This is a genomic window from Phenylobacterium sp. (assembly GCF_031425575.1).
Lineage (GTDB): Bacteria > Pseudomonadota > Alphaproteobacteria > Caulobacterales > Caulobacteraceae > Phenylobacterium.
Map to the genome: position 1 here is coordinate 1 of NZ_JANPJP010000044.1, position 24,552 is coordinate 24,552.

At 67.8% G+C, this 24,552-nt stretch carries 27 protein-coding genes; 11 read left to right on the forward strand and 16 right to left on the reverse strand.

Annotated features, from left to right (window positions below; genetic code table 11):
* Positions 1-236: 236 nt before the first annotated feature.
* From RMO97_RS02285 to RMO97_RS02295, 3 genes are all read left to right on the forward strand, one after another.
* On the forward strand, positions 237-698 hold the full coding sequence (locus RMO97_RS02285) for a DUF4112 domain-containing protein (protein ID WP_310538933.1): 462 nt from the start codon (positions 237-239) through the stop codon (positions 696-698).
* A gap of 36 nt (positions 699-734) precedes the next feature.
* Positions 735-1,169 (forward strand): DUF4112 domain-containing protein, encoded by a 435-nt coding sequence (locus tag RMO97_RS02290; RefSeq protein WP_310538934.1) that lies wholly within the window; start codon positions 735-737, stop codon positions 1,167-1,169.
* A 125-nt stretch (positions 1,170-1,294) separates the two neighbouring features.
* Positions 1,295-2,581 (forward strand): SulP family inorganic anion transporter, encoded by a 1,287-nt coding sequence (locus RMO97_RS02295; protein WP_310538935.1) that lies wholly within the window; start codon positions 1,295-1,297, stop codon positions 2,579-2,581.
* Here the strand turns inward: RMO97_RS02295 and RMO97_RS02300 are convergent.
* The 3 genes from RMO97_RS02300 to RMO97_RS02310 form a co-directional block, all read right to left on the reverse strand.
* Positions 2,562-3,284 carry a M23 family metallopeptidase gene (locus tag RMO97_RS02300; RefSeq protein WP_310538936.1) on the reverse strand — a complete coding sequence of 241 codons (723 nt, stop codon included), beginning with the start codon at positions 3,282-3,284 and terminating at the stop codon, positions 2,562-2,564. The genes RMO97_RS02295 and RMO97_RS02300 overlap by 20 nt on opposite strands.
* A gap of 84 nt (positions 3,285-3,368) precedes the next feature.
* Positions 3,369-5,525: a methylmalonyl-CoA mutase gene (gene scpA, locus RMO97_RS02305; protein ID WP_310538937.1), complete on the reverse strand. Its 2,157-nt coding sequence runs from the start codon at positions 5,523-5,525 to the stop codon at positions 3,369-3,371.
* Positions 5,522-6,952, reverse strand: coding sequence for a methylmalonyl-CoA mutase family protein (locus RMO97_RS02310; protein ID WP_310538938.1), 1,431 nt, complete (start codon positions 6,950-6,952; stop codon positions 5,522-5,524). Before RMO97_RS02310 ends, scpA begins: the two co-directional genes overlap by 4 nt.
* Before the next feature lie 139 nt (positions 6,953-7,091).
* On the opposite strand from RMO97_RS02310, the gene RMO97_RS02315 reads away from it, so the two are divergent.
* Positions 7,092-8,096, forward strand: a complete 1,005-nt coding sequence (locus tag RMO97_RS02315) for a nitronate monooxygenase family protein (protein WP_310538939.1) — start codon at positions 7,092-7,094, stop codon at positions 8,094-8,096.
* Between the two features lie 66 nt (positions 8,097-8,162).
* A complete protein-coding gene (locus RMO97_RS02320) occupies positions 8,163-9,188 on the forward strand; it encodes an alpha/beta hydrolase (RefSeq protein WP_310538940.1) in 1,026 nt (341 codons plus the stop codon).
* Here the strand turns inward: RMO97_RS02320 and RMO97_RS02325 are convergent.
* Genes RMO97_RS02325 through RMO97_RS02335 form a run of 3 tightly spaced genes read right to left on the reverse strand, consistent with a single transcriptional unit; the run spans position 9,185 to position 11,822 of the window.
* Positions 9,185-9,988 (reverse strand): ABC-2 family transporter protein, encoded by an 804-nt coding sequence (locus RMO97_RS02325; protein WP_310538941.1) that lies wholly within the window; start codon positions 9,986-9,988, stop codon positions 9,185-9,187. The genes RMO97_RS02320 and RMO97_RS02325 overlap by 4 nt on opposite strands.
* 4 nt (positions 9,989-9,992) lie before the next feature.
* Positions 9,993-10,826 (reverse strand): hypothetical protein, encoded by an 834-nt coding sequence (locus RMO97_RS02330; protein ID WP_310538942.1) that lies wholly within the window; start codon positions 10,824-10,826, stop codon positions 9,993-9,995.
* A gap of 3 nt (positions 10,827-10,829) precedes the next feature.
* Positions 10,830-11,822, reverse strand: a complete 993-nt coding sequence (locus RMO97_RS02335; RefSeq protein ID WP_310538943.1) for an ATP-binding cassette domain-containing protein — start codon at positions 11,820-11,822, stop codon at positions 10,830-10,832.
* Positions 11,823-12,069: 247 nt separating this feature from the next.
* On the opposite strand from RMO97_RS02335, the gene RMO97_RS02340 reads away from it, so the two are divergent.
* A complete protein-coding gene (locus RMO97_RS02340) occupies positions 12,070-12,237 on the forward strand; it encodes a hypothetical protein (RefSeq protein WP_310538944.1) in 168 nt (55 codons plus the stop codon).
* Positions 12,238-12,338: 101 nt separating this feature from the next.
* On the forward strand, positions 12,339-12,548 hold the full coding sequence (locus RMO97_RS02345; RefSeq protein ID WP_215341185.1) for a cold-shock protein: 210 nt from the start codon (positions 12,339-12,341) through the stop codon (positions 12,546-12,548).
* A gap of 114 nt (positions 12,549-12,662) precedes the next feature.
* Here the strand turns inward: RMO97_RS02345 and RMO97_RS02350 are convergent, their stop codons facing one another.
* Positions 12,663-12,851 carry a hypothetical protein gene (locus tag RMO97_RS02350; RefSeq protein ID WP_310538945.1) on the reverse strand — a complete coding sequence of 63 codons (189 nt, stop codon included), beginning with the start codon at positions 12,849-12,851 and terminating at the stop codon, positions 12,663-12,665.
* Between the two features lie 132 nt (positions 12,852-12,983).
* On the opposite strand from RMO97_RS02350, the gene RMO97_RS02355 reads away from it, so the two are divergent.
* Positions 12,984-14,717: a PAS domain S-box protein gene (locus RMO97_RS02355; RefSeq protein WP_310538946.1), complete on the forward strand. Its 1,734-nt coding sequence runs from the start codon at positions 12,984-12,986 to the stop codon at positions 14,715-14,717.
* On the opposite strand, the gene RMO97_RS02360 is transcribed toward RMO97_RS02355, so the two are convergent.
* From RMO97_RS02360 to RMO97_RS02375, 4 genes are all read right to left on the reverse strand, one after another.
* Positions 14,714-15,949: an acyl-CoA dehydrogenase family protein gene (locus tag RMO97_RS02360; protein WP_304775786.1), complete on the reverse strand. Its 1,236-nt coding sequence runs from the start codon at positions 15,947-15,949 to the stop codon at positions 14,714-14,716. The genes RMO97_RS02355 and RMO97_RS02360 overlap by 4 nt on opposite strands.
* 78 nt (positions 15,950-16,027) lie before the next feature.
* Complete coding sequence (locus RMO97_RS02365; protein ID WP_310538947.1) at positions 16,028-16,384, reverse strand: DUF4180 domain-containing protein; 357 nt, start codon at positions 16,382-16,384, stop codon at positions 16,028-16,030.
* On the reverse strand, positions 16,381-17,235 hold the full coding sequence (locus RMO97_RS02370; RefSeq protein WP_310538948.1) for an alpha/beta hydrolase: 855 nt from the start codon (positions 17,233-17,235) through the stop codon (positions 16,381-16,383). Before RMO97_RS02370 ends, RMO97_RS02365 begins: the two co-directional genes overlap by 4 nt.
* A 3-nt stretch (positions 17,236-17,238) precedes the next feature.
* Entirely contained in the window at positions 17,239-17,634 is a 396-nt protein-coding gene (locus tag RMO97_RS02375) for a helix-turn-helix domain-containing protein (protein ID WP_310538949.1), read from the reverse strand.
* Between the two features lie 192 nt (positions 17,635-17,826).
* Here RMO97_RS02375 and RMO97_RS02380 point away from each other — a divergent pair, with 192 nt between their 5' ends.
* A complete protein-coding gene (locus RMO97_RS02380) occupies positions 17,827-18,336 on the forward strand; it encodes a DUF1993 domain-containing protein (protein ID WP_310538950.1) in 510 nt (169 codons plus the stop codon).
* Between the two features lie 79 nt (positions 18,337-18,415).
* Positions 18,416-18,628, forward strand: a complete 213-nt coding sequence (locus RMO97_RS02385) for an alkylphosphonate utilization protein (protein WP_310538951.1) — start codon at positions 18,416-18,418, stop codon at positions 18,626-18,628.
* 28 nt (positions 18,629-18,656) lie between these two features.
* Here the strand turns inward: RMO97_RS02385 and RMO97_RS02390 are convergent, their stop codons facing one another.
* The 5 genes from RMO97_RS02390 to RMO97_RS02410 all read right to left on the reverse strand — a co-directional run bounded on the left by RMO97_RS02390 (position 18,657) and on the right by RMO97_RS02410 (position 22,838).
* Positions 18,657-19,679: an NADP-dependent oxidoreductase gene (locus RMO97_RS02390; protein ID WP_310538952.1), complete on the reverse strand. Its 1,023-nt coding sequence runs from the start codon at positions 19,677-19,679 to the stop codon at positions 18,657-18,659.
* Between the two features lie 63 nt (positions 19,680-19,742).
* Positions 19,743-21,185, reverse strand: a complete 1,443-nt coding sequence (locus tag RMO97_RS02395; RefSeq protein ID WP_310538953.1) for an MFS transporter — start codon at positions 21,183-21,185, stop codon at positions 19,743-19,745.
* A complete protein-coding gene (locus RMO97_RS02400; RefSeq protein ID WP_310538954.1) occupies positions 21,182-21,622 on the reverse strand; it encodes a MarR family transcriptional regulator in 441 nt (146 codons plus the stop codon). Before RMO97_RS02400 ends, RMO97_RS02395 begins: the two co-directional genes overlap by 4 nt.
* Before the next feature lie 35 nt (positions 21,623-21,657).
* Positions 21,658-22,116: a hypothetical protein gene (locus tag RMO97_RS02405; RefSeq protein ID WP_310538955.1), complete on the reverse strand. Its 459-nt coding sequence runs from the start codon at positions 22,114-22,116 to the stop codon at positions 21,658-21,660.
* Between the two features lie 80 nt (positions 22,117-22,196).
* Positions 22,197-22,838, reverse strand: a complete 642-nt coding sequence (locus RMO97_RS02410; protein WP_310538956.1) for a S24 family peptidase — start codon at positions 22,836-22,838, stop codon at positions 22,197-22,199.
* Positions 22,839-23,578: 740 nt separating this feature from the next.
* On the opposite strand from RMO97_RS02410, the gene RMO97_RS02415 reads away from it, so the two are divergent.
* Entirely contained in the window at positions 23,579-24,529 is a 951-nt protein-coding gene (locus tag RMO97_RS02415) for an IS110 family transposase (protein ID WP_310538957.1), read from the forward strand.
* Positions 24,530-24,552: the final 23 nt, after the last annotated feature.

Below are 24,552 nucleotides of genomic sequence, written 5' to 3' on the forward strand. Positions count from 1 at the left end.
CCCAGGTGCTGACGCACGGGACGTCCCTCGATGAAATGGGTCGTGACAATCAGGAGAGGCGTGTCGTTCTTGGCCATGGCCCAACATAGGGTGAATCCGGCGCGATCGCGAGGCGCCCTCCCGTCATACGCGCAAACCCCACGCTTGGTTTAGCCTCATGGGCGAAAAGACCTCGTGCGGGCTTTGAGGTCATGCGCGCTTGCGGCAGAGTGCGCGCCGAAGCCTAGGAGCGGTGAATGCTTTTCGCGCAGTCGCACATCGACCTGCACAACATCCGCAACAGCATCGAGCGGACGAAGAAGCTCTCCGACAATGTCGTTGGCATCGGGCCGTTCGGCGTGGGCCTGGACGGCTTGCTGACCTGGATCCCCGGCGCCGGGGCTCTCTACAGCCTGGGGGCCGGCTCCATCCTGATCTTTGACGGGGTCCGGGCCCGCGCCGCGCCCATGATCCTGTTGCAGATGTTCGCCATCATCGCCATCGACACCCTGGTGGGGGAGGTTCCTGTGGCTGGAAAGCTGGCCGACCTCCTGTTCACCGGACACAAGTGGTCAGCCGACATGCTGCTCAAGCACATGGAGGACACCATCTATTTCGAAGGCGTGCGAAAAGACGCCGCCAACAGCCCGGAATACAGGGATGTTCTGTCCCGGATTCGTGCGGGCAAGGAAAAGCGCCGGGTGGTGTTCCTCGGCTAGGGTGCAGCTTTCCGAAGAGGAGCGCGTTCAGCGCGGATGGCGGTTTCAAGAGATCGAGCTCATCAATCCTGGCGCGCCGCCGAGCGCGTGAAGGGGCTGTCGGACCGCCTGATCGGGATCGGGCCGTTCGGCATCGGTCTGGACGGGGTGCTGGCCTGGGTGCCGGGCCTTGGCACCGCCTATAGCCTGGCGGCCGGGGGCGCCTTGATCCTCTCGGGCATCACCGGCGGCGCGTCGCTCGGCACCCTGCTGCGGATGGGCGCCTATTTGGCGGCCGACTCCATGACCTCGACCGTGCCTGTGGCCGGCTGGGCCATCGACACACTTTTTCCCGCGCACCTGATGGCGGCCAAGGCGCTGCAGAAGGATATCGAGAAGCGCCACGGGCCGGCGGAGATGCCGCTGGGCTGGGGCGGGAAGAAGAAGCGCGCCCGAGGCGGCAAGCTGCGGAACGTAACCCCTCAGCTCTGACGTCCACGGGAAGGCCGATTCATTGGTTGGGGCGCGCCCTCGGTGAGTTGGTGTGGCGCAAGGCGCCACGAGAGGCGTTAGAAGACTATCTTCAATGCGGCGCCGTCCGCATCTAGGGGCCTGGCATGACCGATATCGGACGGCCCCGTTTCGCCGGCGCGTTCACCCCGAAGCTCGCGACCATTCTCGCCGAGGGCTACGGACTGAAGGACCTGCGCGCCGACACCATCGCGGGCCTGACCGTGGCGATCGTCGCCCTGCCGCTGTCCATGGGCATCGCCATCGCATCGGGGGTTTCACCTGACCGGGGCCTTTACAGCGCCATTGTCGGCGGGTTCCTGGTCTCCGCCCTGGGGGGTAGCCGGTTCCAGGTCGGCGGGCCAGCGGGGGCCTTCATCGTCCTGGTGGCGGCGACCGGCGCGAAGCACGGGATCGACGGCCTACTACTCGCGACGATGTTGTCGGGCCTGATGCTGACCCTGGGGGGCTTGCTGCGCCTGGGGTCCCTGATCCGCTACGTGCCCCACGCCGTGACCGTGGGCTTCACCACCGCCATTGCGGTGGTCATCACCGCCAGCCAGCTCAAGGACCTGTTCGGCCTGCGGCTATCCGTCCCCGAGCCAGGGGCATTCGGACCCAAGCTGCTGGCGCTGGGGCAGGCCCTGCCGACCGCGAATCTCGCGGCCATGGCGGTCGGCGTCGGGTGCGTCGCGGTCGCCCTTGTCTTGCGCCGATGGAGGCCCACCTGGCCCGCCCTGCTGATCGGAGTGGTCCTGGCGACCTTGGCGGCTGTTCTCCTGCATCTGGACATCGAGACGATCGGCAGCCGGTTCGGAGGCATCCCCAGCGGTTTGCCGGCGCCCCATCTGCCGGTGGTGACGATGGCCAAGGTCCTGGCGGTCCTGCCGGCGGCGGCCGCCTTCACCCTGCTGGGAGGCATCGAGAGCCTGCTGTCGGCCACCGTGGCGGACGGCATGAGCGGGCGGCGGCATCGCTCCAACATCGAGCTCGTCGCCCAGGGCGTGGCCAACATGGGCGCGGCTCTGTTTGGCGGGATCAGTGTCGCCGGGACCATCGCCCGGACCGCGACCAATGTCCGCGCCGGGGCCAGGGGGCCGGTTGCGGGCATGCTGCACAGCCTGTTCCTGCTGGGCTTCATGGTCGTGGCCGCGCCGCTGGCGGCCTATGTGCCGTTGGCCGCGCTCGCGGGGATGCTGGTGGTGGTGGGCTGGAACATGGCTGAGCGGACCGAGTTCGTGCGGCTGGTCAGCCTGTCATGGCGCACCGCGGTGGTGCTGCTGGCGACCTTTGGTCTGACCCTGGCGCGCGATCTCATCACCGGGATTTCCGTCGGTTGCCTCCTGGCGGCGTTGTTCGCCGCCGAGGCGCGGTTCAGGACGCGGCGAGTCTGATGCTCTTTGGATAGAGGCGCTGGCCGGCCACGGCGGTGTCCAGCAGCAGCTGGGTGGGGTTGCGCATTTCCCGGGGCGGCGGCGAGCCCACCGGCCACTTGATATTGCGCGTGACGCCGGACGCATAGGTCTCGGTGTGGAGCTGGGCGGTGCCGCTGACCACGCCGATGGGCTGGCCGGCCGCCACCTGGTCGCCGACCTTCAGGCCGCGGGCCGTCAGGCTGTTCGCGCGGACCTCGCCGTAGAGGGCCACATAGTCCTTGTGCTGGATCAGCACCGCATAGGTCTTCTCGCCGCCCACCGAGGCCGCGCGGGTCAGGAACGGATAGAAGTTGACGATCCTGCCGCTCTCCATCGCCACCACCGTGTCGCCCTCGGCGGCGGTCAGGTCGACCCCCACGTGGCGGCGGGTCTGGACCTTGGAGGGGTCGGCGGGCCGACGGCTGTCGAAGCTGCGCAGGGGCGCGCCCTGGACCTTGCCATTGAAGAGGTGGGCAGGCGCCACGGTAGCCTGGGAAAGGTTGGTGACCACGGGCCAGTAGCGGTGTGTGACGCTGCTGGCGGCCATCGGAACCGGCCCGCGCTGCGGAACAGCGGCGGCCAGGGTGCGTTCCCTCACAGGAGCATTTGCGCTGGCCACCTGGGTCAGGGTAAGCGCACTCAGTCCGACGAGGGCGAGCGCGAGCGTTTTCGTACGGGCCAAGATGCCGCTCCTCAGACGTTCGCCCAAACCATCACCGATATGGGTTTAAGGCGCAACCCGCCTGCGGCGACACGCCGCCCGCAGCTAAACCTTGTCGAGTTGGGCGTAGCCCAGCTGCTCGTTCAGCCGGTCCAGCACCTCGATGGCCGCCTCGGGCACCACCGTGCCCGGGGTGAAGATGGCCGCGACCCCCGCCTCGCGCAGGGCGTCGAAGTCCTCCGGCGGGATCACCCCGCCCACCACCACCAGGATGTCGGTGCGGCCCAGCCTCGCCAGTTCGTCCTTCAATTCGGGAACCAGGGTCAGGTGGCCGGCGGCCAGCGAGCTGGCCCCCACGACGTGAGCGCCATCGGCCACGGCCTTGGCTGCCGCCTCGGCTGGGGTCTGGAAGAGATTGCCGATGTCGACGTCGAAGCCGAGGTCGGAGAAGCCTGAGGCGATCACCTTCTGGCCGCGGTCGTGGCCGTCCTGGCCCATCTTGGCCACCAGGATGCGCGGCTTGCGGCCGTCGGCCTGGGTGAAGGCCTGGGTCATGGCCTTGGCCTTGTCGCTGGCGGGCGTGGGGCCTGCCTCGCGAAGATAGACGCCGGTGACCGCGAAGGCCTCGGCGGAGTGGCGACTGAAGGCGTGTTCCAGAGCCAGGCTGATCTCGCCCACAGTGGCCTTGGCCCGGGCCGCATTGACCGACAGCTCCAGCAGGTTGGCGGTCCCGCGCGCCCCTTCGGTCAGGGCGGTGAGCGCCGCCTCGACGGCGGCGGAGTCGCGCTCGGCCTTCAGGCGGGTGATTTTCTCCAGCTGCCGCTCGCGGACAGCGGAGTTGTCCACCTTCAGCATCGGGATGACTTCGGCGATGTCCGAGCGGTAGCGGTTCACGCCGACCACGCTCTGGCGGCCGCTATCGATGCGCGCCTGGGTGCGGGCGCTGGCCTCCTCGATGCGGCGCTTGGGCAGGCCGTCCTCGATGGCCTTGGCCATGCCGCCCAGCGCCTCGACCTCGGCGATATGCTCCATGGCGCGCGCGGCGAGATCCGCCGTTAGGCGCTCGACATAAAAGGAGCCGCCCCAGGGATCGACGACCCGGGTCTGGCCGCTCTCCAGCTGCAGGAAGAGTTGGGTGTTGCGGGCGATGCGGGCTGAGAAATCCGTCGGCAAGGCAAGGGCTTCGTCCAGCGAGTTAGTGTGCAGGCTCTGGGTCTGGCCACCCACCGCCGCCATGGCTTCGATCAGGGTGCGGGGGACGTTATTGTAGACGTCCGAGGCCGCCAGGCTCCAGCCGCTGGTCTGGGTATGGGCGCGCAGGGACAGGGAGCGGCTGTCCTTGGGGTCGAACTCGTCCTTCATCAGCTTGGCCCACAGCAGGCGCCCGGCCCGCTGCTTGGCGATCTCCATGAAGGCGTTCATTCCGGCGTTCCAGAAGAAGGACAGGCGTGGCGCGAACTGGTCGACGGTCATGCCGGCGGCGACGCCGGCGCGGACATATTCGATGCCGTCGGCCAGGGTGTAGGCCAGCTCCAGGTCCAGCGTCGCTCCGGCTTCCTGGATGTGATAGCCGCTGATCGAGATCGAATTGAACTTCGGCATTTCGCGCGAAGTATATGAAAAGATGTCCGAAATAATCCGCATCGAAGGCGCGGGCGGGTAGATATAGGTGTTCCGGACCAGGAACTCCTTGAGGATGTCGTTCTGGATCGTGCCCGACAGCTTGTCGTGGCTGACCCCCTGTTCCTCAGCGGCGACGATGTAGAGGGCCAGGACCGGCAGGACCGCGCCGTTCATGGTCATCGACACGCTCATCTTGTCGAGCGGGATGCCGTCGAACAGGGTCCGCATGTCCAGGATCGAGTCGATGGCGACGCCCGCCATACCGACATCGCCCTTCACCCGCGGGTGATCGGAGTCGTAGCCGCGGTGAGTGGCCAGGTCGAAAGCGATGGAGAGGCCCATCTGCCCTGCGGCCAGGTTGCGGCGGTAGAAGGCGTTAGAATCCTCGGCCGTGGAGAAGCCCGCATACTGGCGGATGGTCCAGGGGTTGGTGAGGTACATGGTCGGATAGGGACCGCGCACGAAGGGGGCCAGGCCCGGATAGCCGGCCAGGTCGTCCAGACCCACGATATCGGCGGCGCCATAGGCGGACTTCACCGCGATGCCCTCCGGGGTTTCCCAGGCGGGTGCGGCGGGGACGGGCGTAACCGCGACCTTGTCGTCAAAGGCCAGGGTGGAGAAGTCGGGGAAGCTGCTCACGCTGTCACCTCATAGGCTTCGGCGAGCCGGATGGGCGCAAGCGCCGGACAATGGCTGTCGGGGCCGGGCAGGCGCGGCGAAGGCGCCTCGACGGCCTTGGGTGTGGCGCGGACCACCTCCACCGGCGTCTGGTCGGGCTGCGGGAAGGCGGTGACGCCGACGATCTTCAGGGGCCCGGACGCCACGCGGGCCTCGCGCACCTTGGCGGTCCCGGCGGCGACATGGCCGTCGGAGAGCGCGGCGATCAGCCCGCCCTTGGCCTCGATGGCCTGGAAGGCGGCCCAGGCGGCGCGGGCGATTTCGTCGGTCAGCGCCTCGACATAGCCCGAGCCCGCGCCCGGATCGGCGACGCGGCCCAGATGGGCCTCTTCCATCAGGACGAGCTGGGCGTTGCGGCTCTGGCGCCGGGCGAAAGCGGTGGGCAGGCCGAGCGCGTCGGTGAAGCTGCCGAGCACCACGGCGTCGGCGCCGCCGATGCTGGCCCCGACCGCCGAGGCCGTCAGGCGCAGCATGTTGGTCCAGGGGTCGTGCGCCGCCAGCATGCGGTGCGAGGAGCGGGCCTCAATGCGCAGGACCGAGGTGACTCCGCAGGCCGCGGTGATCCGCGACCAGACGGCGCGGGCGGCGCGGAGCTTGGCCAGGGTCGCGAAATAGTCGCCGTCGGCGGCCAGGCCGATGACGATCCGGCCCCAGGCGTCTTCCATGGAAAGCCCCGCGCGGACCAGGGCCGTGGCGTAGGTGAGGGCCGCGGCCGTGGCGAAGGCCAGTTCGCCGGCTTCACCACCCCCTGCCTCGTGGACCACCTGGCCCGAGGCCAGGAACAGGCCGGCGTCCGGATAGGCGTCGGCCATGCGGCGCGCCACCGTGGCGGCCGAGACGAGGTGGCTCTCGATGGGTCCGGGGCTTTCGCCAGCGCGGGCGAAGGCGCTGAGCGGATCAAGGTGGAAGAACAGTTTGGCGGCCGGCGAGCCCTTGGCGGCGGCGGCCAGCCAGTCGCAGGCCTTGGGGCCAAGGAAGCCCGCGTCCAGGGCCACGGGGGCCAGCTCCAGCATGACGCCGTCCAGCACGCGGGCCAGACCCTGGGCCGAGCTCACCGCGACGCCGTCCTGGCCGGCCGGATCGATGCGGATGAGGGCGGAGGCCGCGCCGCCCTCCAGGTCGGTCATCAGGTCGGTGTTGGCCTGGGCGGCGTCAGGGTGGGTGATGCGGCCGCGGATATCCCAGGGGCGGTCAGCGTCGAAGGGGCGCGGAGTGAAGGCCGGCGCCTGGTGGGAGCCCTCATAGAGCGGCGCGATCGGCAGCCCCTCGGCGGTCTGGCGCTGGAGGCTCTCGAAGGGTTGGTCCTTCAGGGTCTTCTCCACCAGGGCGCGCCAGTCGGCGGCGGTGGCGGGGGGGAAGGCGGCGGTGAGGGGGGCGAGGTCGGTCATCGCGGCCCAGATGTGCCGCCCGCGCGGCCCTCGTCAAGTTCACCCGAGGGCAGGCGGAGAGACCGGCTTGCGCGATCCCGCATCTTGAGTATACGTTGTAAAAATAAGATCCAAACGCATTATCAGAGGAAACAATCCAATGGCCCTGCCGCCCATTCTCTCCGAGCGTCTGCGTATTCCGGTGATCGCCTCGCCGCTGTTCATCATCTCGGGTCCGGAGCTGGTGATCGCCCAGTGCAAGGCCGGGGTCGTCGGCTCCTTCCCGGCGCTGAACGCGCGCCCGGTGAGCCAGCTGGACGAGTGGCTGGCCCAGATCACCGAGGAGCTGGCCGACTGGGACCGCAAGAACCCCGACCGCCTGTCGGCGCCCTTCGCCGTCAACCAGATCGTCCACAAGACCAACAACCGGCTCGAGGAAGATGTGGAGCTGTCGGTGAAGTACCGCGTGCCGATCACCATCACCTCGCTAGGGGCGCAGCAGGCGGTCAACGACGCCATCCATTCCTATGGCGGCATCGTCCTGCACGACGTCATCAACGACAAGTTCGCCCGCAAGGCCGTAGAGAAGGGCGCCGATGGCCTGATCCCGGTGGCGGCCGGCGCCGGCGGCCATGCCGGCGGCCTGTCGCCCTTCGCCCTCATCCAGGAACTGCGCGAGTGGTTCGACGGCCCCATCGCGCTGTCGGGCGCCATCGCCAATGGCCGCGCCGTCCTGGGCGCCCAGGCCATGGGCGCGGACCTGGCCTATATCGGCTCGGCCTTCATCGCCACGCAGGAGGCGCGCGCCGTCCAGGGCTACAAGGACATGATCGTAGAAAGCTCCGGCGAGGACATCGTCTATTCCAACCTGTTCACCGGGGTGCATGGCAACTATCTGCGGCCCTCCATCGAGCGCGCGGGCCTCGACCCGGAGAACCTGCCCCAGGCCGACCCGTCGAAGATGAACTTCGGCTCCGGCGGCAACCAGGAAGCCAAGGCCTGGAAGGATATCTGGGGCTGTGGCCAGGGTATCGGCGCGGTGAAGTCCATCCCCACCGCCGGCGAACTGGTGGACCGCCTGGCCGCCGAGTACGAGCAGGCCAAGGCGGAACTCGCCGCCAAGACCTCGCTCACCCGCGGCAAGGTGCTGATGGCCGCCGAATAGCCAAGCTTAGGCTTGAATTCGCTCGCCAATGAGTTGCATTCTTCCTGAGCGATCAGGGGGAATGCAATGGCGAGCATACGCGTCTATTTCGCAACCAACCGAAATCTGCTGCCTGACAATAAGCTCGAGATGTTCGGCTCGGGGTTCAATCCCGACGGGGTGGCGGCCCTGCGCTTCGGCCACGCCGACTTCAACACCGATGGGGCCCGCCCCACGGCGGTGGACGTCTATCCCGAGGAGGCCGGCGACGCTGAGTTCAAGGTCCTGGGCAGCGAGCGCTTCCTGAAGGAGCTGCACGGCTGCATGGCCGGCGCGGCCACCGACACCCTGGTGTTCATCCACGGCTTCAACGTCACCTTCATGGGCGCGCTCACGGCGGCTGCGGAATTGGCGCGGGAAGTGAAGATCAGCGACCACTCGCTGAATGTGGTGCTGTTCAGCTGGCCTTCCGACGGCAAGGCCGTGCCGCTGATGTCCTACTACAGCGACCGCGAGGACGCCCGGGTCTCCGGACCCGCCGTGGCCCGGGCCTATCTGAAGCTGAAGGAATTCGTCAGCGGCCTGAAGCGCGACGACCACTGCCAGCAGCGGCTGCACCTGCTGGCCCACTCCATGGGCAACTATGTGCTGCGGCAGGGACTGCAGGCGGTATGCGCCAAGGATTCGAAGGGCCTGGTCCGGCTGTTCGACCAGATCATCCTGGCCTCGCCCGACGAGGACGACGACGCCTTCGAGGAAGACGACAAGCTGAAATGCCTGCCCGCCCTCGCGCGGCAGGTGACGGTCTATCACAACCCCCAAGACCTGGCCCTGGTGGTCTCCGACAAGACCAAGACCAATCCCGACCGGCTGGGGTCGGACGGTCCGCGCCTGATCGACCTGCTGCCCAAGAAGGTGGTGATCGTCGACTGCCGCAACGTGGCCAAGGGCGCCGACGAGAAGGTGCAGCACAGCTACTACATAAACTCCAAGGCCATGGCCCAGGACATCGGCTCGGTGCTGGCGGGCGTCGAGCCGGAGCGGGTCCCCAACCGCGAGTACATTCCCACCCGCCGGGCGTGGCGGGTGATCGGTGAACTGCCGTCGGCCTAGCTGCCGGTCGAGGTGTACTTCGAGACCCCGAAGCGCCAAGCGAGGAAGGCCAGGGCCAGGAAGGCGAACCCTGCCGCCGGCGCCAGCGGCAGAAACCAGTCTGGCGCCCCCAGCGGGTCGCTGCGTCCCAGGATCGCGAGGACCGGGAAGTAGGCCACGCAGGCCAGGGGCACGATGAAGATCAGGAACGTGCGGAACCAGCGGGCGTAGAGGCTGATCGGGAACTGGCCGGCATAGACCCCGCCATAGGTCAGGGCGTTGACCGCCTCAAGGCTCTCCACGGTCCAGAAGGCCATCACCGCCTGCAGGACGAAGAGGGCCCCGAAGAAGGCGACGCCCCCGGCTATGGTCCAGAGCGCCAGCAGGATGGCCTGGGGCGTCCACACGAAGCCCAACGTCCCCGTCGCGATGGCCAGGATGATGGCCGCCTGGAGGAAGCGCCCGAACCGGCTGATCCGGAAATCGTGACCCACCAGCTGGAGGGCCGCCGAACGGGGTCGCAGCAGCAGGCGGTCGAAGGCGCCGGTGCGCACGAAGTCTGATCCGAACACGTCGAAGCCACGGGTCAGGAAGTCGGCGAAGGAAAAGCTGATGCCGATCAGGGCGTAGAAGAACATCACCTCGCCGAACGCCCAGCCCTTCACCGCGCCGAACCGGTCGAAGAGGGCCCAGATGGACACGATCTCGATGGCGGTGGAGCCAAGCTGGGCCAGGGTCAGCATCATGGCCGACGCCGGATACTGCATCTGGCTGCGCATCGAGGCGCCGAGATAGCGGCCGAGCAGGGAAAGCGCGTTCATTGGCCTAGCCTCCCTGCACTTCAAGGCGCGCCATGACCCGGCCCAGCCAGAACCGCCCGAGCGCGACAAAGAGCACGGTCCAGAACACCTGCAGCCCGATGCCCGCCCAGGCCATCTGGCCCGTGAGATTTCCGAAGTAGATGCGGTTGGGGATGTCCAGGACTCCGGCGAAGGGCTGGAGGAACAGGGCGACGCGGACGGCGTCGGGATAGAGGGCCAGGGGCAGCAGGTTGCCGGTGAAGATGATCACGATCGGCTGCATCAGGATGTTGATCCCCCGGGCGTTCAGGGTGGCCACCACGATGATGTTGATCAGCATGACGATGGCGCAGGCGAGCGCGATGGCCAGGGTCTCCGACAGGGCGAAGAGCAGGGCGGCCGACAGGCTGGACGGCGGCTGCCAGGCCCATTGGCCCTGGCCGATCAGCGGCAGGGCGATCCCGGCCGCCAGGACCATCAGGGCGACGCGGGGGACGAGGCGGGCGGTCATCCAACCGGCGGCGCGGACATACCACAGAGCGTAGGCGTCCACGGGTCGCAGGCGGTCATAGCTTATGGATCCGGTTCGGACCCCGGCTGCCACCTCGGGATCCCCATTCCAGGGCATGACCGCCAGCAACCCCTGGGCCAGCCAGGTGTAGGTCACGGCCTGAGAAAGGGTGATGGGGCTGGCGGCGGCCGCCCCTGGCGCGCCGAGGTAGAAGGCGGCCAGGACCATCACATGGACCGCCCCGAACCAGCACTGGGTGAAGAAGCCGGCCAGGGCCGCGGCCCGGTACTGCATCATCAGCAGGAACCGCGAATTGAACGCGGCGATGTAGGGGCGAAGCGCGTCCACGGATCACGCCTCGTTCGCGCCGTGCAGGTCGTAGAACTTGGCGATCACTTCCTCGATGGCTGGCTGCTCGACGTGGATGTCCTCCACCGCGTGGCGCGCGGTGATGGCGGCGATGAGGGCCGGCGCGCTGGTGACGCGAGGGTCGAAGGCCAGCTCCAGGGACCGGCCGTCGCGGTTTCGGACCTCGACACCGGGCAGGTCGAGGGCAGGGGCGGCCCCCGCGAAGTCCACGAACAGGCGGCGTTCGGCCAGCACATTGGCGCGTAGGGCCTCGAACGGGCTGTCGGCCAGGACCTGACCATGGCCGATGACGATCACCCGTTGGGCCAGGGCTTCGATGTCGTGCATGTCGTGGGTGGTGAGCAGGACGGTGACGCCGCGCTCCTGGTTCAGCTTCTTGACGAACTCCCGCACCGCCAGCTTGGACGGCGCGTCCAGGCCGATGGTGGGTTCGTCGAGGAACAGGATGGAGGGCTCGTGCAGCAGGGCCGCGGCGATCTCGGCGCGCATGCGCTGGCCGAGGGACAGCTGGCGCACCGGCTGGTCCAGCAGCTTGTCCAACCGCAGCATGGCCACCAGTTCGTCACGGGTGGACCTGTAGCGCTGCGGGTCGACCCGGTAGATATCCCGCAGCAGGTCAAAGCCGTCGATCACCGGCAGGTCCCACCAGAGCTGGGTCCGCTGGCCGAACACCACGCCGATGCGGGCGACGTGCTTGATGCGGTCGGCATAAGGGACCAGGCCCTCGATCTCCACGCGGCCGCTATCGGGGCGCAGGATGCCCGACAGGATCTTGATGGTGGTGGACTTGCCGGCGCCGTTGGGCCCGATGAAGCCCAGCAGCTCGCCGCGCTCCAGGGAGAAGCTGACGTCCTTCAGGGCTTCCACCGTGCGCCAGCGGCGGCGCACGAGTCCGCGCACGGCCCCGAGCATGCCGGGGTCGCGTTCGGCCACGCGATAGGTCTTCGCCAGGTCCTGAACCAGGATCTGGGGCATGGGGGGCCGCCTTCGATGTCAAAGAAGAGGCGGGACGCTATGGGCGCGCCTTAACCCCGTCAATGGCGCCGCTTCCGGTTTTCCAGCCTTCGGGCCAGGATGTGTGTCGGCGGAGAGAGGCCCGGCGATGACGTTCTCAAAGAAGCTGCGGGGACCAATCACGCGCGGCGAGATTTGCTGCAGCGTGCGTCTCTGGCAGGCGCCTCGTGTGAAGGTCGGAGGACGCTACAGGTTGGGGGAGGGCGCTGTGGAGGTCACGTCCCTGCGGCAGATCGAACTATCTGATATCACGCCAAAATTGGCGCGGGACTCCGGATTTGAAGGCGTTGTTGACCTGCTGAAGACCGCCAAGCATGGCCGTGGCGAAAAGGTCTATCTGGTCGGCTTCGAATACCGCTCGGACACCACATTTTGAACGAAGAAATCCTCGATTCCGCCGGGCCGAGGAATTTTGCACGCTTGCGTCTTTTGCCGTCCTCTGCCACTGCGGATTCACTCACTTTGATAGGGACGACAATGGCGACTGGTACTGTGAAGTGGTTCAACGGAACCAAGGGTTATGGCTTCATCGCTCCTGAGGGCGGTGGCGGCGACGTTTTCGTCCATATCTCGGCGGTTGAACGTGCGGGCCTCGGCGGACTGAACGAAGGTGACAAGGTCAGCTTCGAAGTCGAGCGCGACCGCAAGAGCGGCAAGGATTCGGCCGCTCAGCTGCAAATCCTCTAGTTCTTGACGGCGGGGCCGCCGGCTTCGGCGCGCCCCGCCTTCTTGATCTTCGACGACCTGCCGGACAGAGCCCTTTGGCCCTGACCGTTTTCTATTCTCCGGCCGTTGGCCGGACTATTGCGGCTCGGCGCGCTTGGCGCTTTCGATGCGCGCCTTTTCAAGCTCTACGCCTTCCGGCCCGTCGAGAGCTTCCCTGGCCTCTTTCGCCTTCTGTTCAACGGGGCCGTTCTTGATGAACTTCTCCTCCGCTTCGCGGAAACGACGGGCGGCGTCGTAGTCGCCCTCTCCTTGAATCTTGCCCATGTGTTCCTCCTCTGGTTCTGACCAGATCAACCCAGGCCAGAGCGGCGGAGTTCCGCCCGCAACGAAGACGGCGGAGCTTTCTCGGGCGGAAGGTGTTGTCTAGGGTCTCGAACGCCCCCAAGCCGGTCCGCCATGAACGAACCTGTTCCATCGACACGCTCTGAGGACGCCTCTAACGAAGCGCGCCTGGAGGCGGTGCTCGAAAGCATCAGCGACGGCTTCTACGCGCTGGATCGCGACTGGCGCTATGTCGTCTTCAACCGGGCGGCCGAGGAGTATTTCGGGGTCTCCCGGGCCGAACTCATCGGCAAGGCGATTTGGGATGTCTTCCCGCAGGGACGGGGCGGCGTCTTCGAGCGGGCCTGTGTACAGGCGATGGGCGAGCGGATCGCCTCTCGGTTCGAGATTCCGTCGCGGGCGCGGGCCGGTCGGATGGTGGAGCTTCGCATCCTGCCCATGCGCGATGCGGGCATCGCCGTCTCCCTCTCCGACATCACCGAACGCCGCCGCACCGAGGACGCCCTGCGCGCCAGCGAGGCGCGACTGGAGCTGGCGACCCAGGCCTCGCGGCTGGGGGTATGGGAATGGAACATTGTCACTGGCGAGATGATCGTCTCTGTCCGGGCCCGTGAGATCTGGGGCTTTTCGCCAGACCAGGTGGTGCAGATCGAGGACATCACTCGCAACGCCCACCCCGAAGATGGACCGGAAATCCTGGCCCAGTCGCGGCGCGCGATGGACCCGGAGGTGCGCGACGCCTCACCCTATGAATACCGCATTCCGCAGCCGGACGGCGCGATGCGCTGGGTCCGCGCCCACGGGGAGCCGGTGTTCGACTCAGAGACCGGCGCCGCTGTCCGCTATGTGGGCACTGTGGCCGACATCACGGGCGAGCGGACGGCGGCGCAGGACCTACGGGAGTCGGAGGCGCGCCTGCGGCTGGCCATGGAGGCCGGAGGCATGGCGGTGTTTCTGCTCACCAACGCGGGGTTGCAGGGGAGCCCGGAGTTGAACCGGCTGCTGGGCCTGGCGGCGGACGCCGAGCCTGCCATGGAGGAGATCAACGCGGGCTACTATCCCGGTGAGCTTGAACGCATGCAGGAGGCGTACCGCGAGGCTCTCGCGAGCCAATCGCGGAAAGTCGAGACCGAATACCGCTATGTCTGGCCCGACGGGCAGGTGCGCTGGCTGATGGTGCGGGCTGAAATCAACCTGGGCGCCGACGGCGAGCCCCAGAGCGTTCTCGGGGTGGTCCTGGACATCACCGAGCGGCGCGAGTCCGAGGAGCGGCTGAAGCTGCTGGCCCGTGAGGTGGACCACCGGGCCAACAACCTGCTGACCGTCGTGCAGGCCACCGTCGCCCTAACCTCGGCGCCCACCGCCGACGCATTGAAGGACATCATCACCGGCCGGGTCAGCGCGCTCGCCCACGCCCACCAGCTTATTTCCGAGGCCCGCTGGCGCGGGGCCGAACTGCGGCGGCTGGTGGAGGAGGAGCTGCGGCCCTATCGGCTGGGCGCGGAGGGCCGGGTGCGGTTTTCGGGACCAGATGTCACCCTCAGTCCGCAGGTGGCCCAGTCGGCGGCCATGGCCCTGCACGAACTGGCCACCAACGCCGCCAAGTACGGGGCGCTGTCACGCCCCACCGGGGAGGTCTCGGTGACCTGGAGCCTGGAGGACGAGCAGGTGGCGCTGGACTGGACCGAAACAGGCGGGCCCAGGGTGGTCGCGCCCACCCATCGGGGCCTTGGCCTCAACATGCTGCAACGCGCCCTCGGCGGCGGCACCGGGGGCCAGGCGGTGCTGGACTGGCGGGAGAGCGGCCTGGTGGCTCGGCTGAGCCTGCCGCTCCCCCAGGCCCCCTAGAGCAGGTCGCCGCCGGCGGCCGCGGCGGTGGTGCCGTCGCGCTCATAGGCCTTGATGACATTGCGGCCCACCGTCCAGCGGTGCACCTCGTCGGGCCCGTCTACCAGCCGCTGCGAACGGATATGGGTGTACCAGGCCGCCAGCGGCGTGTCGGTGGAGTAGCCCAGGGCTCCATGCAGCTGGATAGCGGTGTCCACCACCTTGTGGACCATGTGGGCCAGGAACACCTTGGCGATGGAATTTTCCTGCCGCAGGTCCATGCCGCGCTCGGCCTTGTAGGCGATGTGCAGCAGCATCAGCCGGGCCATGTAGAGCTCGCTGGCGCAGTCCGCCAGCATCCACTGCACCCCCTGGCGCTCCGACAGCTTCTTGCCGAAGGTTTCGCGCTGGGTGACGTGAGCCGCGGCCATGTCCAGGGCGCGCTGGGCCATAGCGACGTTGTGCATGCCGTGGCGCAGTCGGCCGTAGGCTAGGCGGTGCTGACCCATGTTGAAGCCTTGGCCCTCGCCCCCCAGCAGGTTCTCGGCGGGGATCACCAGGTCCTTGATCTCAATCTCCGAGTGGCCCCCGCCCATGATGTGGCTGAGCGGGCCTTCCTTGGCCATGGTGCCGATGTCGCGCTTGATGATGTAGCCGGGATTGGGCAGCTCCACGATGAACGTGGAATAGCGCTGATGGCGCGGGGCGTCGGGGTCGGTCATGGCCATGACAACGGCCATGTCGGCGGCGCTGGCCGCCGAGGAGAACCACTTCTCGCCGTTGAGGATGTAGTTCTCATTGCCGTCCTTGACGGCCCGGGTCTGCATGCCGGTGGCGTCGGCGCCGGCGGCCTTCTCGGTCATGGAATAGCAGACGCGCTTGTCGCCGTTCAGCAGGGGCTTGAGGTACTTCTCCTTCTGAAACTCTGTGCCGTGGGCCAGCAGGGTCAGCATGGTGGCGTCGTCAGGACCCTGGCTGTTCATGGAGAGCGCGCCGAGGTGGCTTTCCCCGAGCTCCATCTGCACCAGGGCGTTGGCCAGGGGCCCCAGGCCCATGCCGCCATACTCCTTGGGGATGAAGGGCAGCCAGAGGCCGGCGGCGCGGGCCTTGGTGCGCAGTTCCGCCAGGACGGTCTTGAAGGACTCCTTGTCCACCAGGCGTTTTTCGGCTGGGATGCACTCGTCGTGCACCCACTGGCGGACCTTGGCGCGGATGGCCTTGGCCTCCGCCGGAATCTCGAAGTCGATGGACATGGTCGCTCGCCGCCCTGTGGTTTCTGGTTGGGCGGAAGCGTCGGCCGATCATCGGCGGGGCGCAAGCCTGCCCTGGCGTCAGAGGCGGGCGGCCAGAGCCTCCAGGTCGTCGACGAACCAGAGGTGTCGGCCGCGGTTAGACTCGTACACGAAGTCGCGCAGGGCGGTGCTGGCGGCCACGTGGGCCGAGATGTCGCCGATGATCGCGAGGGCCGCGCCGTAGTTCACGAACTTCTGGACGAACTCGCCGGCCAGGCGGGTGCGGAGGTCGAAGAAGTCGTCCGTCAGGCGGGCCGTGGGCAGGGCGATGACGTCGACCTCCGCGCCATAGGCGTCGCCGATGATGTCGGTGGCGTCGCGACCGCTGGACAGACGAGGGCCCTCGGCGTCGCACAGCCAGACGCGGACGCTGTTCAGAGTTTTGACGCCGCTCACGGCTCTCCTTGAAGGAAGGCTCGGACGGCTTCCGTCTGGTCGGGCAGCAGGTGCCGGGCCTCCGGCAGGTAGATGACCTGCGCCTGGGGGACATTGGCGGCCAGACGGCGTCGCGTGCCGGCGGAATCCAGCAGCACGTCCCTGCCCGCCAATATGGCCAGGACAGGCATGGTGAGGCGCTGCAGGGTCTTGTCCGCGAAGACCGGGATCTTGATGTTCCGGCGGTGGCCGTGCCGGAAGACCAGGGCCATCAGGTCGCCGAGTTGCTTCTGGAGCGGAGAGGGGTCGACCGGCGGCGGCCCGATGACCAGCTCGGTGACCTTGTTGGCGCCCCACGGGCCCAGCAGCAGCAGGGGCAGGGCTTTCAGCAGCAGGTTTTTCTGGGCGCCGACGCCTGCGGGGACAAGCACCGCCAACCTCGTGACGCGCTCAGGCCTGCGGGTGGTGTAGTCGATCGCCAGCCAGCCGCCGAGGGACTCGCCCACCAGCGCGACCTTCGCCAGGCCAAGTCCTGTCAGCAGTTCGTCCAGCCACAGCGCGTGGGCTTCGCTCTCCATCGGCGGGCGCGAAGGCGCGCTGAGGCCGGCGTCGCCGATGACATCGACGAAATAGACCCGGAAGCGCCGCGCCCAGACCTGCGCCTCGCGCATCCAGCGGGCCGCGTTGGCCTGCGCGCCGTGGAAGACCACCAGGGGCGGGGCATCTTGGGGGCCGCAGGCCACGACGAAGGTCTCGCCCTGGTCCGTGGCGATGCGCAGATGCTGGCTGGGGATCGGCCAGTTGGCCAGGACCGCCAGATAGGCCTCGCGAACCGCCTGCTCGCCCTCAGGCGTCCTGTAGATCACCGACACGGGTCAGGTCTCCGTCACGGCCTGGACCAGGCGCAGCAGGTCGGCGGTGACCCGGGGGCCGCCGGAGATCACGATCCGCAGCCGGCCGCGCTCGGCGTCGTGCATCAGGTCCAGACGGGCGGCGCGCCCCGCCTCCTGCGGGCCGTTCAGGCTGGAGGTCAGCAGGGTGGTGATGCGATGCACAGTGTTGGGGTCGATGGCGTGGATGTCGACCGTGGTGGCCACCTGGACCTCGCGGGTGCGCAGCGCCTCCGGTACGTGGGCGGCGGCCTCGCCGGCCAAGGCGGCCAGCTCCCGCGCGGCGATCCTATAGGATTTGCCGATCCGGGTCGCCGTCAGTCGTCCATCGCGGATGTACTGCCGCACGGTCTTGGGGTGCAGCTGGAGGCGGTCGGCCACCTAGTAGACCGTGAGCAGGTCCTGGCCCGCGAGAAGAGGCGACGCAATCATGGAAAGTGCGTAATTTTGGCGTACATGGGAGTCAATAGGGAAGAATAGGGCCAAATAAGGAGTGGTCGCGCTTTGGCGGGTCCTACCCCATATGTGCGACGACGGCCCGCGGTGGGTCGCGTGTCTTGCAAGGACGCCTGCATGTCGATTTCCCTCCACCAAGCCTCGATCCCGCTCTTCGTGCGTGGCCTGAAGAACCTCGCCAGCCTGCTGGAGAAGGGCGCGGCCCATGCGGCGGAAAAAGGGATCGACCCGTCCGAGCTGATCGAGGCGCGGCTGGCGCCGGACATGCTGGCCTTGGCCGCCCAGGTGCAGCGCACCAGCGACACCGCCAAGCTCTCCGGTGAACGGCTGAGCGGGATCGAGGCCCCCAAGATGCCCGATGACGAGACCACCTTCCCGCAGCTGCAGGCGCGGATCGCCAAGACTATCGCCTATCTGGAGAGCCTGCCGGTGGCCGATGTGGACGCCGGTGAGGGGCGGACCATCACGCTCAACTTCGGGCCCGTGAAGCCGTCCTTCAGCGGCGCGGACTACCTGTTCGGCTTTGCCCTGCCGAACTTCTATTTCCACGTGGTGACCGCCCACGACATCCTGCGGCACAAGGGCGTGCCGATCGGCAAGCGCGACTATCTGGGCGCCGCGGCCTAGGGACCCCGAGGGCGGCCGGCTTGTCGGCGGGCCGCCCAGCCCCTACAGCACAGCTCTTTGCTGCGCAGGGTCTTCCGCCATGAATGTTCGCGACGCCAATGGCGCCCTCCTGGTCGAGGGCGACTCCGTCACCTTGATCAAGGACCTCAAGGTGAAGGGGACCACGGTGACCCTGAAGCGCGGGACGCTGATCAAGAACATCCGTCTCAGCGAAGACGAGACCCAGATCGAGTGCCGCGCGGAGAAGGTGAAGGACCTCGTGCTGAAGACCGAGTTCGTCAAGAAGGCCTAGGCGCCTCGCTCGTTGGCGTCTTCGCGCCTCAGGTGTTGGGTTCAGGACTGACCCGCACCAGCAGCTTGCCGTCATGGGCGCCGGTGAAGAGCAGCTTCACCGCCTCGGCGGCGTTCTCCAGGCCGTCGACTGTGTGGGCCTTCCACTTGAGTTGGCCTGAGGCCACCAAGGGGATCAGCTGGGCCATCGCCTCGGCGGCGCGGGGCAGGTAGTCGATCACGATGAAGCCCTTGATCAGGATGCGGCGCATCAGGACGCGGGCGAAGTCCTTCGGCCCCGGGATCTGGCCGTCGATGTTGTAGGTGGAGATCATCCCGCACAGCGCCATGCGGCTGAAGTTGTTCATGCGGCCGATGACGGCGTCCATGATCTCGCCGCCGACGTTCTCGAAATTCACGTCGATCCCGCTGGGGCAGTGGCGGTCCAGGGCGGCGCCGACGTCCTCGTTGCGGTAGTCGATGGCGGCGTCGAAGCCGAGCTCCTCGGTCAGCCAGCGGCATTTCTCGGGACTGCCGGCGATGCCGATGACCCGACAGCCCTTCAGCTTGGCGAGCTGGCCGACGATGGAGCCCACGGCGCCGGCGGCGGCGGAGACCACAACGGTTTCGCCCGGCTGCGGCTTGCCGATGTCCATCAGGCCGAACCAGGCGGTCAGGCCGGTGGCGCCCAGGACGCTCATATAGGCCGTCATGGGGACGCCGGGGATCTGCAGGCTTGGTCGCGCCATGGCGGCGGGGAGCACGGTGTAGTCCTGCCAGCCGCCGAGGCCGGGATTGACGATCTGGCCGACCTGGAGGTCCGGGCTCCGCGATTGTTCCACGACGCCGATGACGCCGCCGCGCATGACATCGCCGATCTCGACCGGGGGCAGGTACTGGTCCTGGTCGCTCATCCAGATGCGGTTGGTGGGGTCGAGGGATAGGTAGGTGGTGCGGACCAGTACCTCGCCGTCCTTCAGCTCCGGCGTTTGGGTCTCGACCAGTTCGAGGTCTTCCGGGCCGATCTCGCCGGTCGGGCGGCGGCGCAGGATCCACTGGCGATTGGTGGGCATGAGGAACTCTCCCTTGTTCGTTGGGGGAGACGATGCCGACCGCACGCCAGGGAAGTCGAGGGGTTACCGAAGGCGCCCGTTCATCTCGTCCCCGGCGTCCTTGGGCAGGGGGATGAAGAACAGGATGGAGATGAAGGTGATGGCCCCGATGATCACGAAGGCGGGCGCGATGGTGGCCGCCGTCATCTGGGTCTGGCCCTGGGCGACCATCAGCATGTGCAGGAGCAGGGCGGCCAGGCCGATGCCGATGGACTGCACCAGTTGCTGGGCCATGGAGGAGGTGGTGGAGGCTCGGCTCATCTGGTCCTGCTCGATCTCGGCATAGGCCAGGCCGTTGAGGCTGGTGAACTGCAGGGAGCGGAAGAAGCCGCCGATGGCCAGGACCGCCAGCATGATCCAGTGCGGGGTGGTCGGCTTGAAGAAGCCATAGGCCATGAAGCTGACCCCGACGATCACGGCGTTGACCAGCAGCACGGTGCGGAAGCCGTAGCGGCGCAGGATCGGCGGGGCGGTGGTCTTCATCACCAGGGCGCCGGCCGCGCTGATGAAGGTCATCAGGCCGGCCTGGAAGGCCGAGAGCCCAAAGCCGATCTGCAGCAGCATGGCCAGCAAGAAGGGAGTCGCGCCCATGGCCACCCGCATGAAGGCGCCGCCGATCACCGAGGCGCGGAAGGTCACCAGCCGGAAGATCGACAGGTCGATGATGGCGTGGGGATTATCCTTGGCGTGGAAGCGATAGGCCACCAGGGCGGCGATGCTGCCCAGGAACAAGGCCGCGACCACGGCGGGCGGCAGGGCGTCGCGTCCGATGTTCTCGAAGCCGAAGATCAGGCCGGCGAGGCCGAGGCCGGTGAGCAGGATGCCAATGGTGTCGATGGGCGACACCGTCTGTTCCCGGACGTTGGGGACGTAGGCGCGGACCAGCAGGACGCCCACCAGCGCCACCGGTAAATTCATGAAGAAAATCCAGCGCCAGTCGAAAAAGGTGACGATGGCGCCGCCCACCACGGGGCCGATCACGGGACCCAAGAGGGCGGGCATGGTCAGCACCGACATGGCACCCACCAGTTCGTTCTTGGGCGTGGTGCGCAGCAGGACCAGGCGGCCGACGGGCCCCATCATGGCGCCCGCCATCCCCTGGAAGATGCGGGCGATGACCAGCTGGTTGAGGTCCTGGGCGAAGCCGCAGGCGGCCGAGGACAGGGCGAACAGCACCATGGCGATCATGAAGATCCGCTTGGCCCCGAACTTGTCGGCGACCCAGCCGCTGATGGGCAGGAAGACCGCCGAGGCCAGCAGGAACATGGTGATGGCCAGGTTCAGCCGCAGAGGGTCCTCATCCAGGGCCACGGCCATGGTGGGCAGGGCGTTGGAGATCACCGTGGCGTTGAGGGTCTGCATCAGCATGGCCGAGCCGATGATGGCCGGGATCAACCAGCCGCGGGTGGCGGCGGTGCTGGCGGGCGCGGCGGCCTGGGCCTCGACCGGGATCTCGGGTTCGCTCATGCCTCCAGGCTCAGCAGCTGGAGGAGGGGGCCGGCGGCGGCGTCGAGCTGACGGCGCGCGTCCACGGGCAGCTTGGCGAGACGAGCGGCGAGCCAGTCGTTGCGGCGCCGGCGGATTTCGTCGAGCTGGGCCTCGCCCGACGCGGTGATGGCCAGGCCGGAACGGCGGCCGTCGGTGGCGCTGTCGGCGCGGGTGATCCAGCCGGCGGCCTCCAGGCGCTTGATGTGGCCGCTCATGGTGGGCCGCGACAGCTGTTCGCTGTCGGCCAGGTCGCAGACGCCCACCCCCGGGCTGCGGGCGATCTGGGTCAGGAGCAGGGCGTCGAGGGCCGACACCCCGGCCTTCTGGGCCTCCTGGCGCAGGCGGCGCGAGACCCGCAGCAGGGCCGGGCGCAGGGTTTCGGCGAGCACGACCGGGTCATCCGTCGAGGTGGACATCGAGACTCGCCAAGATAGTTAGGTTGGCGAACTACCTATATTCGCCGGTCTGGCCGGTCAAGCTGCTGTCCCGCCGCGTCCCGAACCGCCTGCCGGGCCGCGCGGAGGCCGGTGATCAGGGCCAGGGTCTGGCGGCGCAGATCGCGCACGATGGCCTCGCAGGTCTCGAGTTCGTCCGGAAGACCGCGGGCGACGGCCTCGCGCGCCCGTTCGCCGCCGGCGTGGACCGCCCGCGCCGCCTTCTGAACCTCGGCGATGGCGCTCACCAAACGTCCCCGGGCGCTCTCCCGCCACTGGCGCCGGCCGGCGAGCTTGGCGCGGGCGTCATCGAGGCGGGCGCCCTCGGTGCGGGGCGCGCAGGGCGGCGGCGACAGGCCCGACCAGGCGACCCCGCTGGCCCGCCGCGCCTCCCGCGCGCTCCAGACAAGCCGCGCGTGATCGAGGGCGCGTTCGGAGATCAGGAGGTCGATCAGGTCGGGATCGCGGGGTTCCATGAAAGAAGTGTATAAAAAATACACCATCTCACCAAGGCGAATCTGAGAATTCTTGGAGGCGCGGACCACCTGGGGGCGAGCTAGCCGCGAATGATGATCCGGCGCGCCTGATAAGGCGGGATGATCGCGGTGATGTGGGCGGCCCAGCGCAGGCGGGCGTCACGTCGGGTGGGGCCGGCCAGGCTCTCCAGGTCGAAGCGGCCGGGCTCGCTGCCGCGCAGCAGACGCTTGACCAAAACCTCGTCGGTGTCGGTCTCCACCACCACCACATGGCCCAGCATGTCGGGAGTGGGGGGGAAGTGTTGGTTCTCAAAATAAATTAGCGCGCCGTCGTCGGCGAGGCCGCGCATGGAGTGGCCGGAGACCTGCACGGCGACGGCGTTTTCCGTTCCCCCAGGCGGGATTGGGGCCAGGTCATCGGCCTCCTGGCCGGTGGCGTAGAGGATGGTCCCCTCGGGGTTGGCGCCCACCATGCCGATCACCTTGACCAGGCCTGGACCCGCGCCGGGCCGCATGGCGCCCGAGGCGTCATACAGCCATTCCGGGCGAACCCCGAAGGCGGCGGCGTACTCCTTGGCCTTGCGGTAGGAGAAGGGGGCGTTGCCGTTCTCGTTGGAGGCGTAGGTGTTGCGGTTCCAGCCGAACGCTTCCGCCGCCGCGGCGGCGGTGTCGAAGCCCTTTTCGGTGCGCGCGAGGCGGAGGCGTTGGAAAGGTTCGTCCATGGCCTGAAACCTACAGTGGAAAGTCTGTACAGAAAATACAGATTCATGTTGCCCGTTCCCTGTATGTTCCGTATGTTTTCTACATGCAACGGGAAATCGCCATACCACGGCCCGCCGACGGGCAAGATTACGCGGCCCTACGTCAAAGTGGGACGTCGCCGCTTCGCGCCCGGACCCAGTTGGGCCTCGGGGACTGGCAAGCCAGACGGTTTGAGAAGCTGTTCCGGGCGCGGACCGCGCGTGGGGGCGGGGACAGGCAGCTGCCGAAGTTCGCGCGGCACGAGGCCCACGTGGCGGCGGCGCTGGCGGCGGGCGGGTTCTGGGCGTTTTCAGAGCGGCGGCTGGGCCGAGACGGCGTGGCGGTCTGCCTGCCGATGATCCCGCCGCCCAAGGGCTAGGGTCCGTACTCAATTGGAGACGGCGTTTGGCTTTCCTTCTCCCCATGCGGGAGAAGGTGGCCCTGCGGAGCAGGGTCGGATGAGGGGTCGATCAGCCTCTCAGGTTGAGTAGGTTGGGCTATCTGCGGATAGGGGAGTGTGACCCCTTGTCTGTTGGGGTGGTGCTAGATTGTGGCTGTCTTCCGGGACGTCCGCCTGGCGTTGGCGCGCCAGGCGGACTGTCGGTGGAGGGACCGCTAACCCCTGAGCTATTGAGCTGAGGATGAGCAGGGTCGCCACTGACGTTTCCATGACCCGGATGGTTGCAGGGACTTTGAGGTCCGGAGCCACAAGGAGGGGTCGGTGGAACAGGTTCAGTCTAACACGAAGGTTGCGGGCGTCGATGTGGGCAAGCATCAGCTGGACGTGGCGGTGCATGGTCTTGAAGACGTGACGCAGGTCGACAACGGGCCTGCGGGCCTTGCCGAGCTGGTCGCCTGGCTGAAGGCGCGCGAGGTGGGCCGTGTGGGTCTTGAAGCGACCGGCGGCTACGAGCGGGCCGCGCGCTCGGCGCTGGAGGCGGCGGGGCTGGAGGTGGTGGTCCACCAGCCGATGGAGGTGAAGCTGTTCGCCAAGCTGAAGCGTCGCCGCGCCAAGAACGATCGGCTGGACGCCCGGCTGATCGCGGCGGCCACCGCCCAAGTGGAGGCGGTGAAGGCGGCCCAGGACCCCAGGCTTGTCGAGCTGGCCGAGCGGCTGACGGCCTATGAGCAGATCACCGACAAGGCCGCTGAGCTGAAGACCTTCCTGGAGCACGTCACCCTGAAGGACGTGGCCAAGGCGCTCAAGACCCAGATCGCCTCCCTGACCCGGCTGAAGGCCAAGCTCGCCGCCCAGGTGCTGGCCCAGATCAAGGCCAACCCCGATCTGCTGGCCCGTTTCCGGTTGCTGATCTCCCTGCCCGGCGTCGGCCCCATCGTCGCCGCCACGCTGGTGGTGCGCATGCCCGAGTTGGGACAAATGAAACGTGGCCAGGCCGCAGCGCTGGCCGGCGTCGCCCCCTACGACCGGGACTCAGGACAATGGAAGGGCCAGCGCTTCATCGCCGGCGGACGAACCCGCCCACGGCGGATGCTCTACCTCGCCGCCATCAGCGCAAAGCGGCATGATCCAAGCCTCAAGGCCTTCGCCGAGCAGCTCCTCGCACGAGGCAAGCCCGCAAAGCTCGTCGTCGTCGCCGTCATGAGAAAACTCATCGAGGCCGCAAACCTCGTCCTCAGCCGGCAACAGCCTTGGATTAGACAACCCACTTAACATGGTTGCTCATCCGACCGGTC

What these genes read in the sequence shown, in the direction of transcription:
- RMO97_RS02325 (WP_310538941.1), bottom strand. Translation starts at nt 9,988, where the DNA reads ATGAACGCGCTTTCCCTGCTCGGCCGCTATCTCGGCGCCTCGATGCGC.
- RMO97_RS02350 (WP_310538945.1), bottom strand. Translation starts at nt 12,851, where the DNA reads ATGGGCAAGATTCAAGGAGAGGGCGACTACGACGCCGCCCGTCGTTTC.
- RMO97_RS02310 (WP_310538938.1), bottom strand. Translation starts at nt 6,952, where the DNA reads ATGACCGACCTCGCCCCCCTCACCGCCGCCTTCCCCCCCGCCACCGCC.
- RMO97_RS02320 (WP_310538940.1), top strand. Translation starts at nt 8,163, where the DNA reads ATGGCGAGCATACGCGTCTATTTCGCAACCAACCGAAATCTGCTGCCT.
- RMO97_RS02395 (WP_310538953.1), bottom strand. Translation starts at nt 21,185, where the DNA reads ATGAGCGAACCCGAGATCCCGGTCGAGGCCCAGGCCGCCGCGCCCGCC.
- RMO97_RS02400 (WP_310538954.1), bottom strand. Translation starts at nt 21,622, where the DNA reads ATGTCCACCTCGACGGATGACCCGGTCGTGCTCGCCGAAACCCTGCGC.
- RMO97_RS02335 (WP_310538943.1), bottom strand. Translation starts at nt 11,822, where the DNA reads ATGCCCCAGATCCTGGTTCAGGACCTGGCGAAGACCTATCGCGTGGCC.
- RMO97_RS02410 (WP_310538956.1), bottom strand. Translation starts at nt 22,838, where the DNA reads ATGGACGAACCTTTCCAACGCCTCCGCCTCGCGCGCACCGAAAAGGGC.
- RMO97_RS02385 (WP_310538951.1), top strand. Translation starts at nt 18,416, where the DNA reads ATGAATGTTCGCGACGCCAATGGCGCCCTCCTGGTCGAGGGCGACTCC.
- RMO97_RS02355 (WP_310538946.1), top strand. Translation starts at nt 12,984, where the DNA reads ATGAACGAACCTGTTCCATCGACACGCTCTGAGGACGCCTCTAACGAA.
- RMO97_RS02295 (WP_310538935.1), top strand. Translation starts at nt 1,295, where the DNA reads ATGACCGATATCGGACGGCCCCGTTTCGCCGGCGCGTTCACCCCGAAG.
- RMO97_RS02360 (WP_304775786.1), bottom strand. Translation starts at nt 15,949, where the DNA reads ATGTCCATCGACTTCGAGATTCCGGCGGAGGCCAAGGCCATCCGCGCC.
- RMO97_RS02285 (WP_310538933.1), top strand. Translation starts at nt 237, where the DNA reads ATGCTTTTCGCGCAGTCGCACATCGACCTGCACAACATCCGCAACAGC.
- RMO97_RS02345 (WP_215341185.1), top strand. Translation starts at nt 12,339, where the DNA reads ATGGCGACTGGTACTGTGAAGTGGTTCAACGGAACCAAGGGTTATGGC.
- RMO97_RS02290 (WP_310538934.1), top strand. Translation starts at nt 735, where the DNA reads ATGGCGGTTTCAAGAGATCGAGCTCATCAATCCTGGCGCGCCGCCGAG.
- RMO97_RS02390 (WP_310538952.1), bottom strand. Translation starts at nt 19,679, where the DNA reads ATGCCCACCAATCGCCAGTGGATCCTGCGCCGCCGCCCGACCGGCGAG.
- RMO97_RS02405 (WP_310538955.1), bottom strand. Translation starts at nt 22,116, where the DNA reads ATGGAACCCCGCGATCCCGACCTGATCGACCTCCTGATCTCCGAACGC.
- RMO97_RS02315 (WP_310538939.1), top strand. Translation starts at nt 7,092, where the DNA reads ATGGCCCTGCCGCCCATTCTCTCCGAGCGTCTGCGTATTCCGGTGATC.
- RMO97_RS02380 (WP_310538950.1), top strand. Translation starts at nt 17,827, where the DNA reads ATGTCGATTTCCCTCCACCAAGCCTCGATCCCGCTCTTCGTGCGTGGC.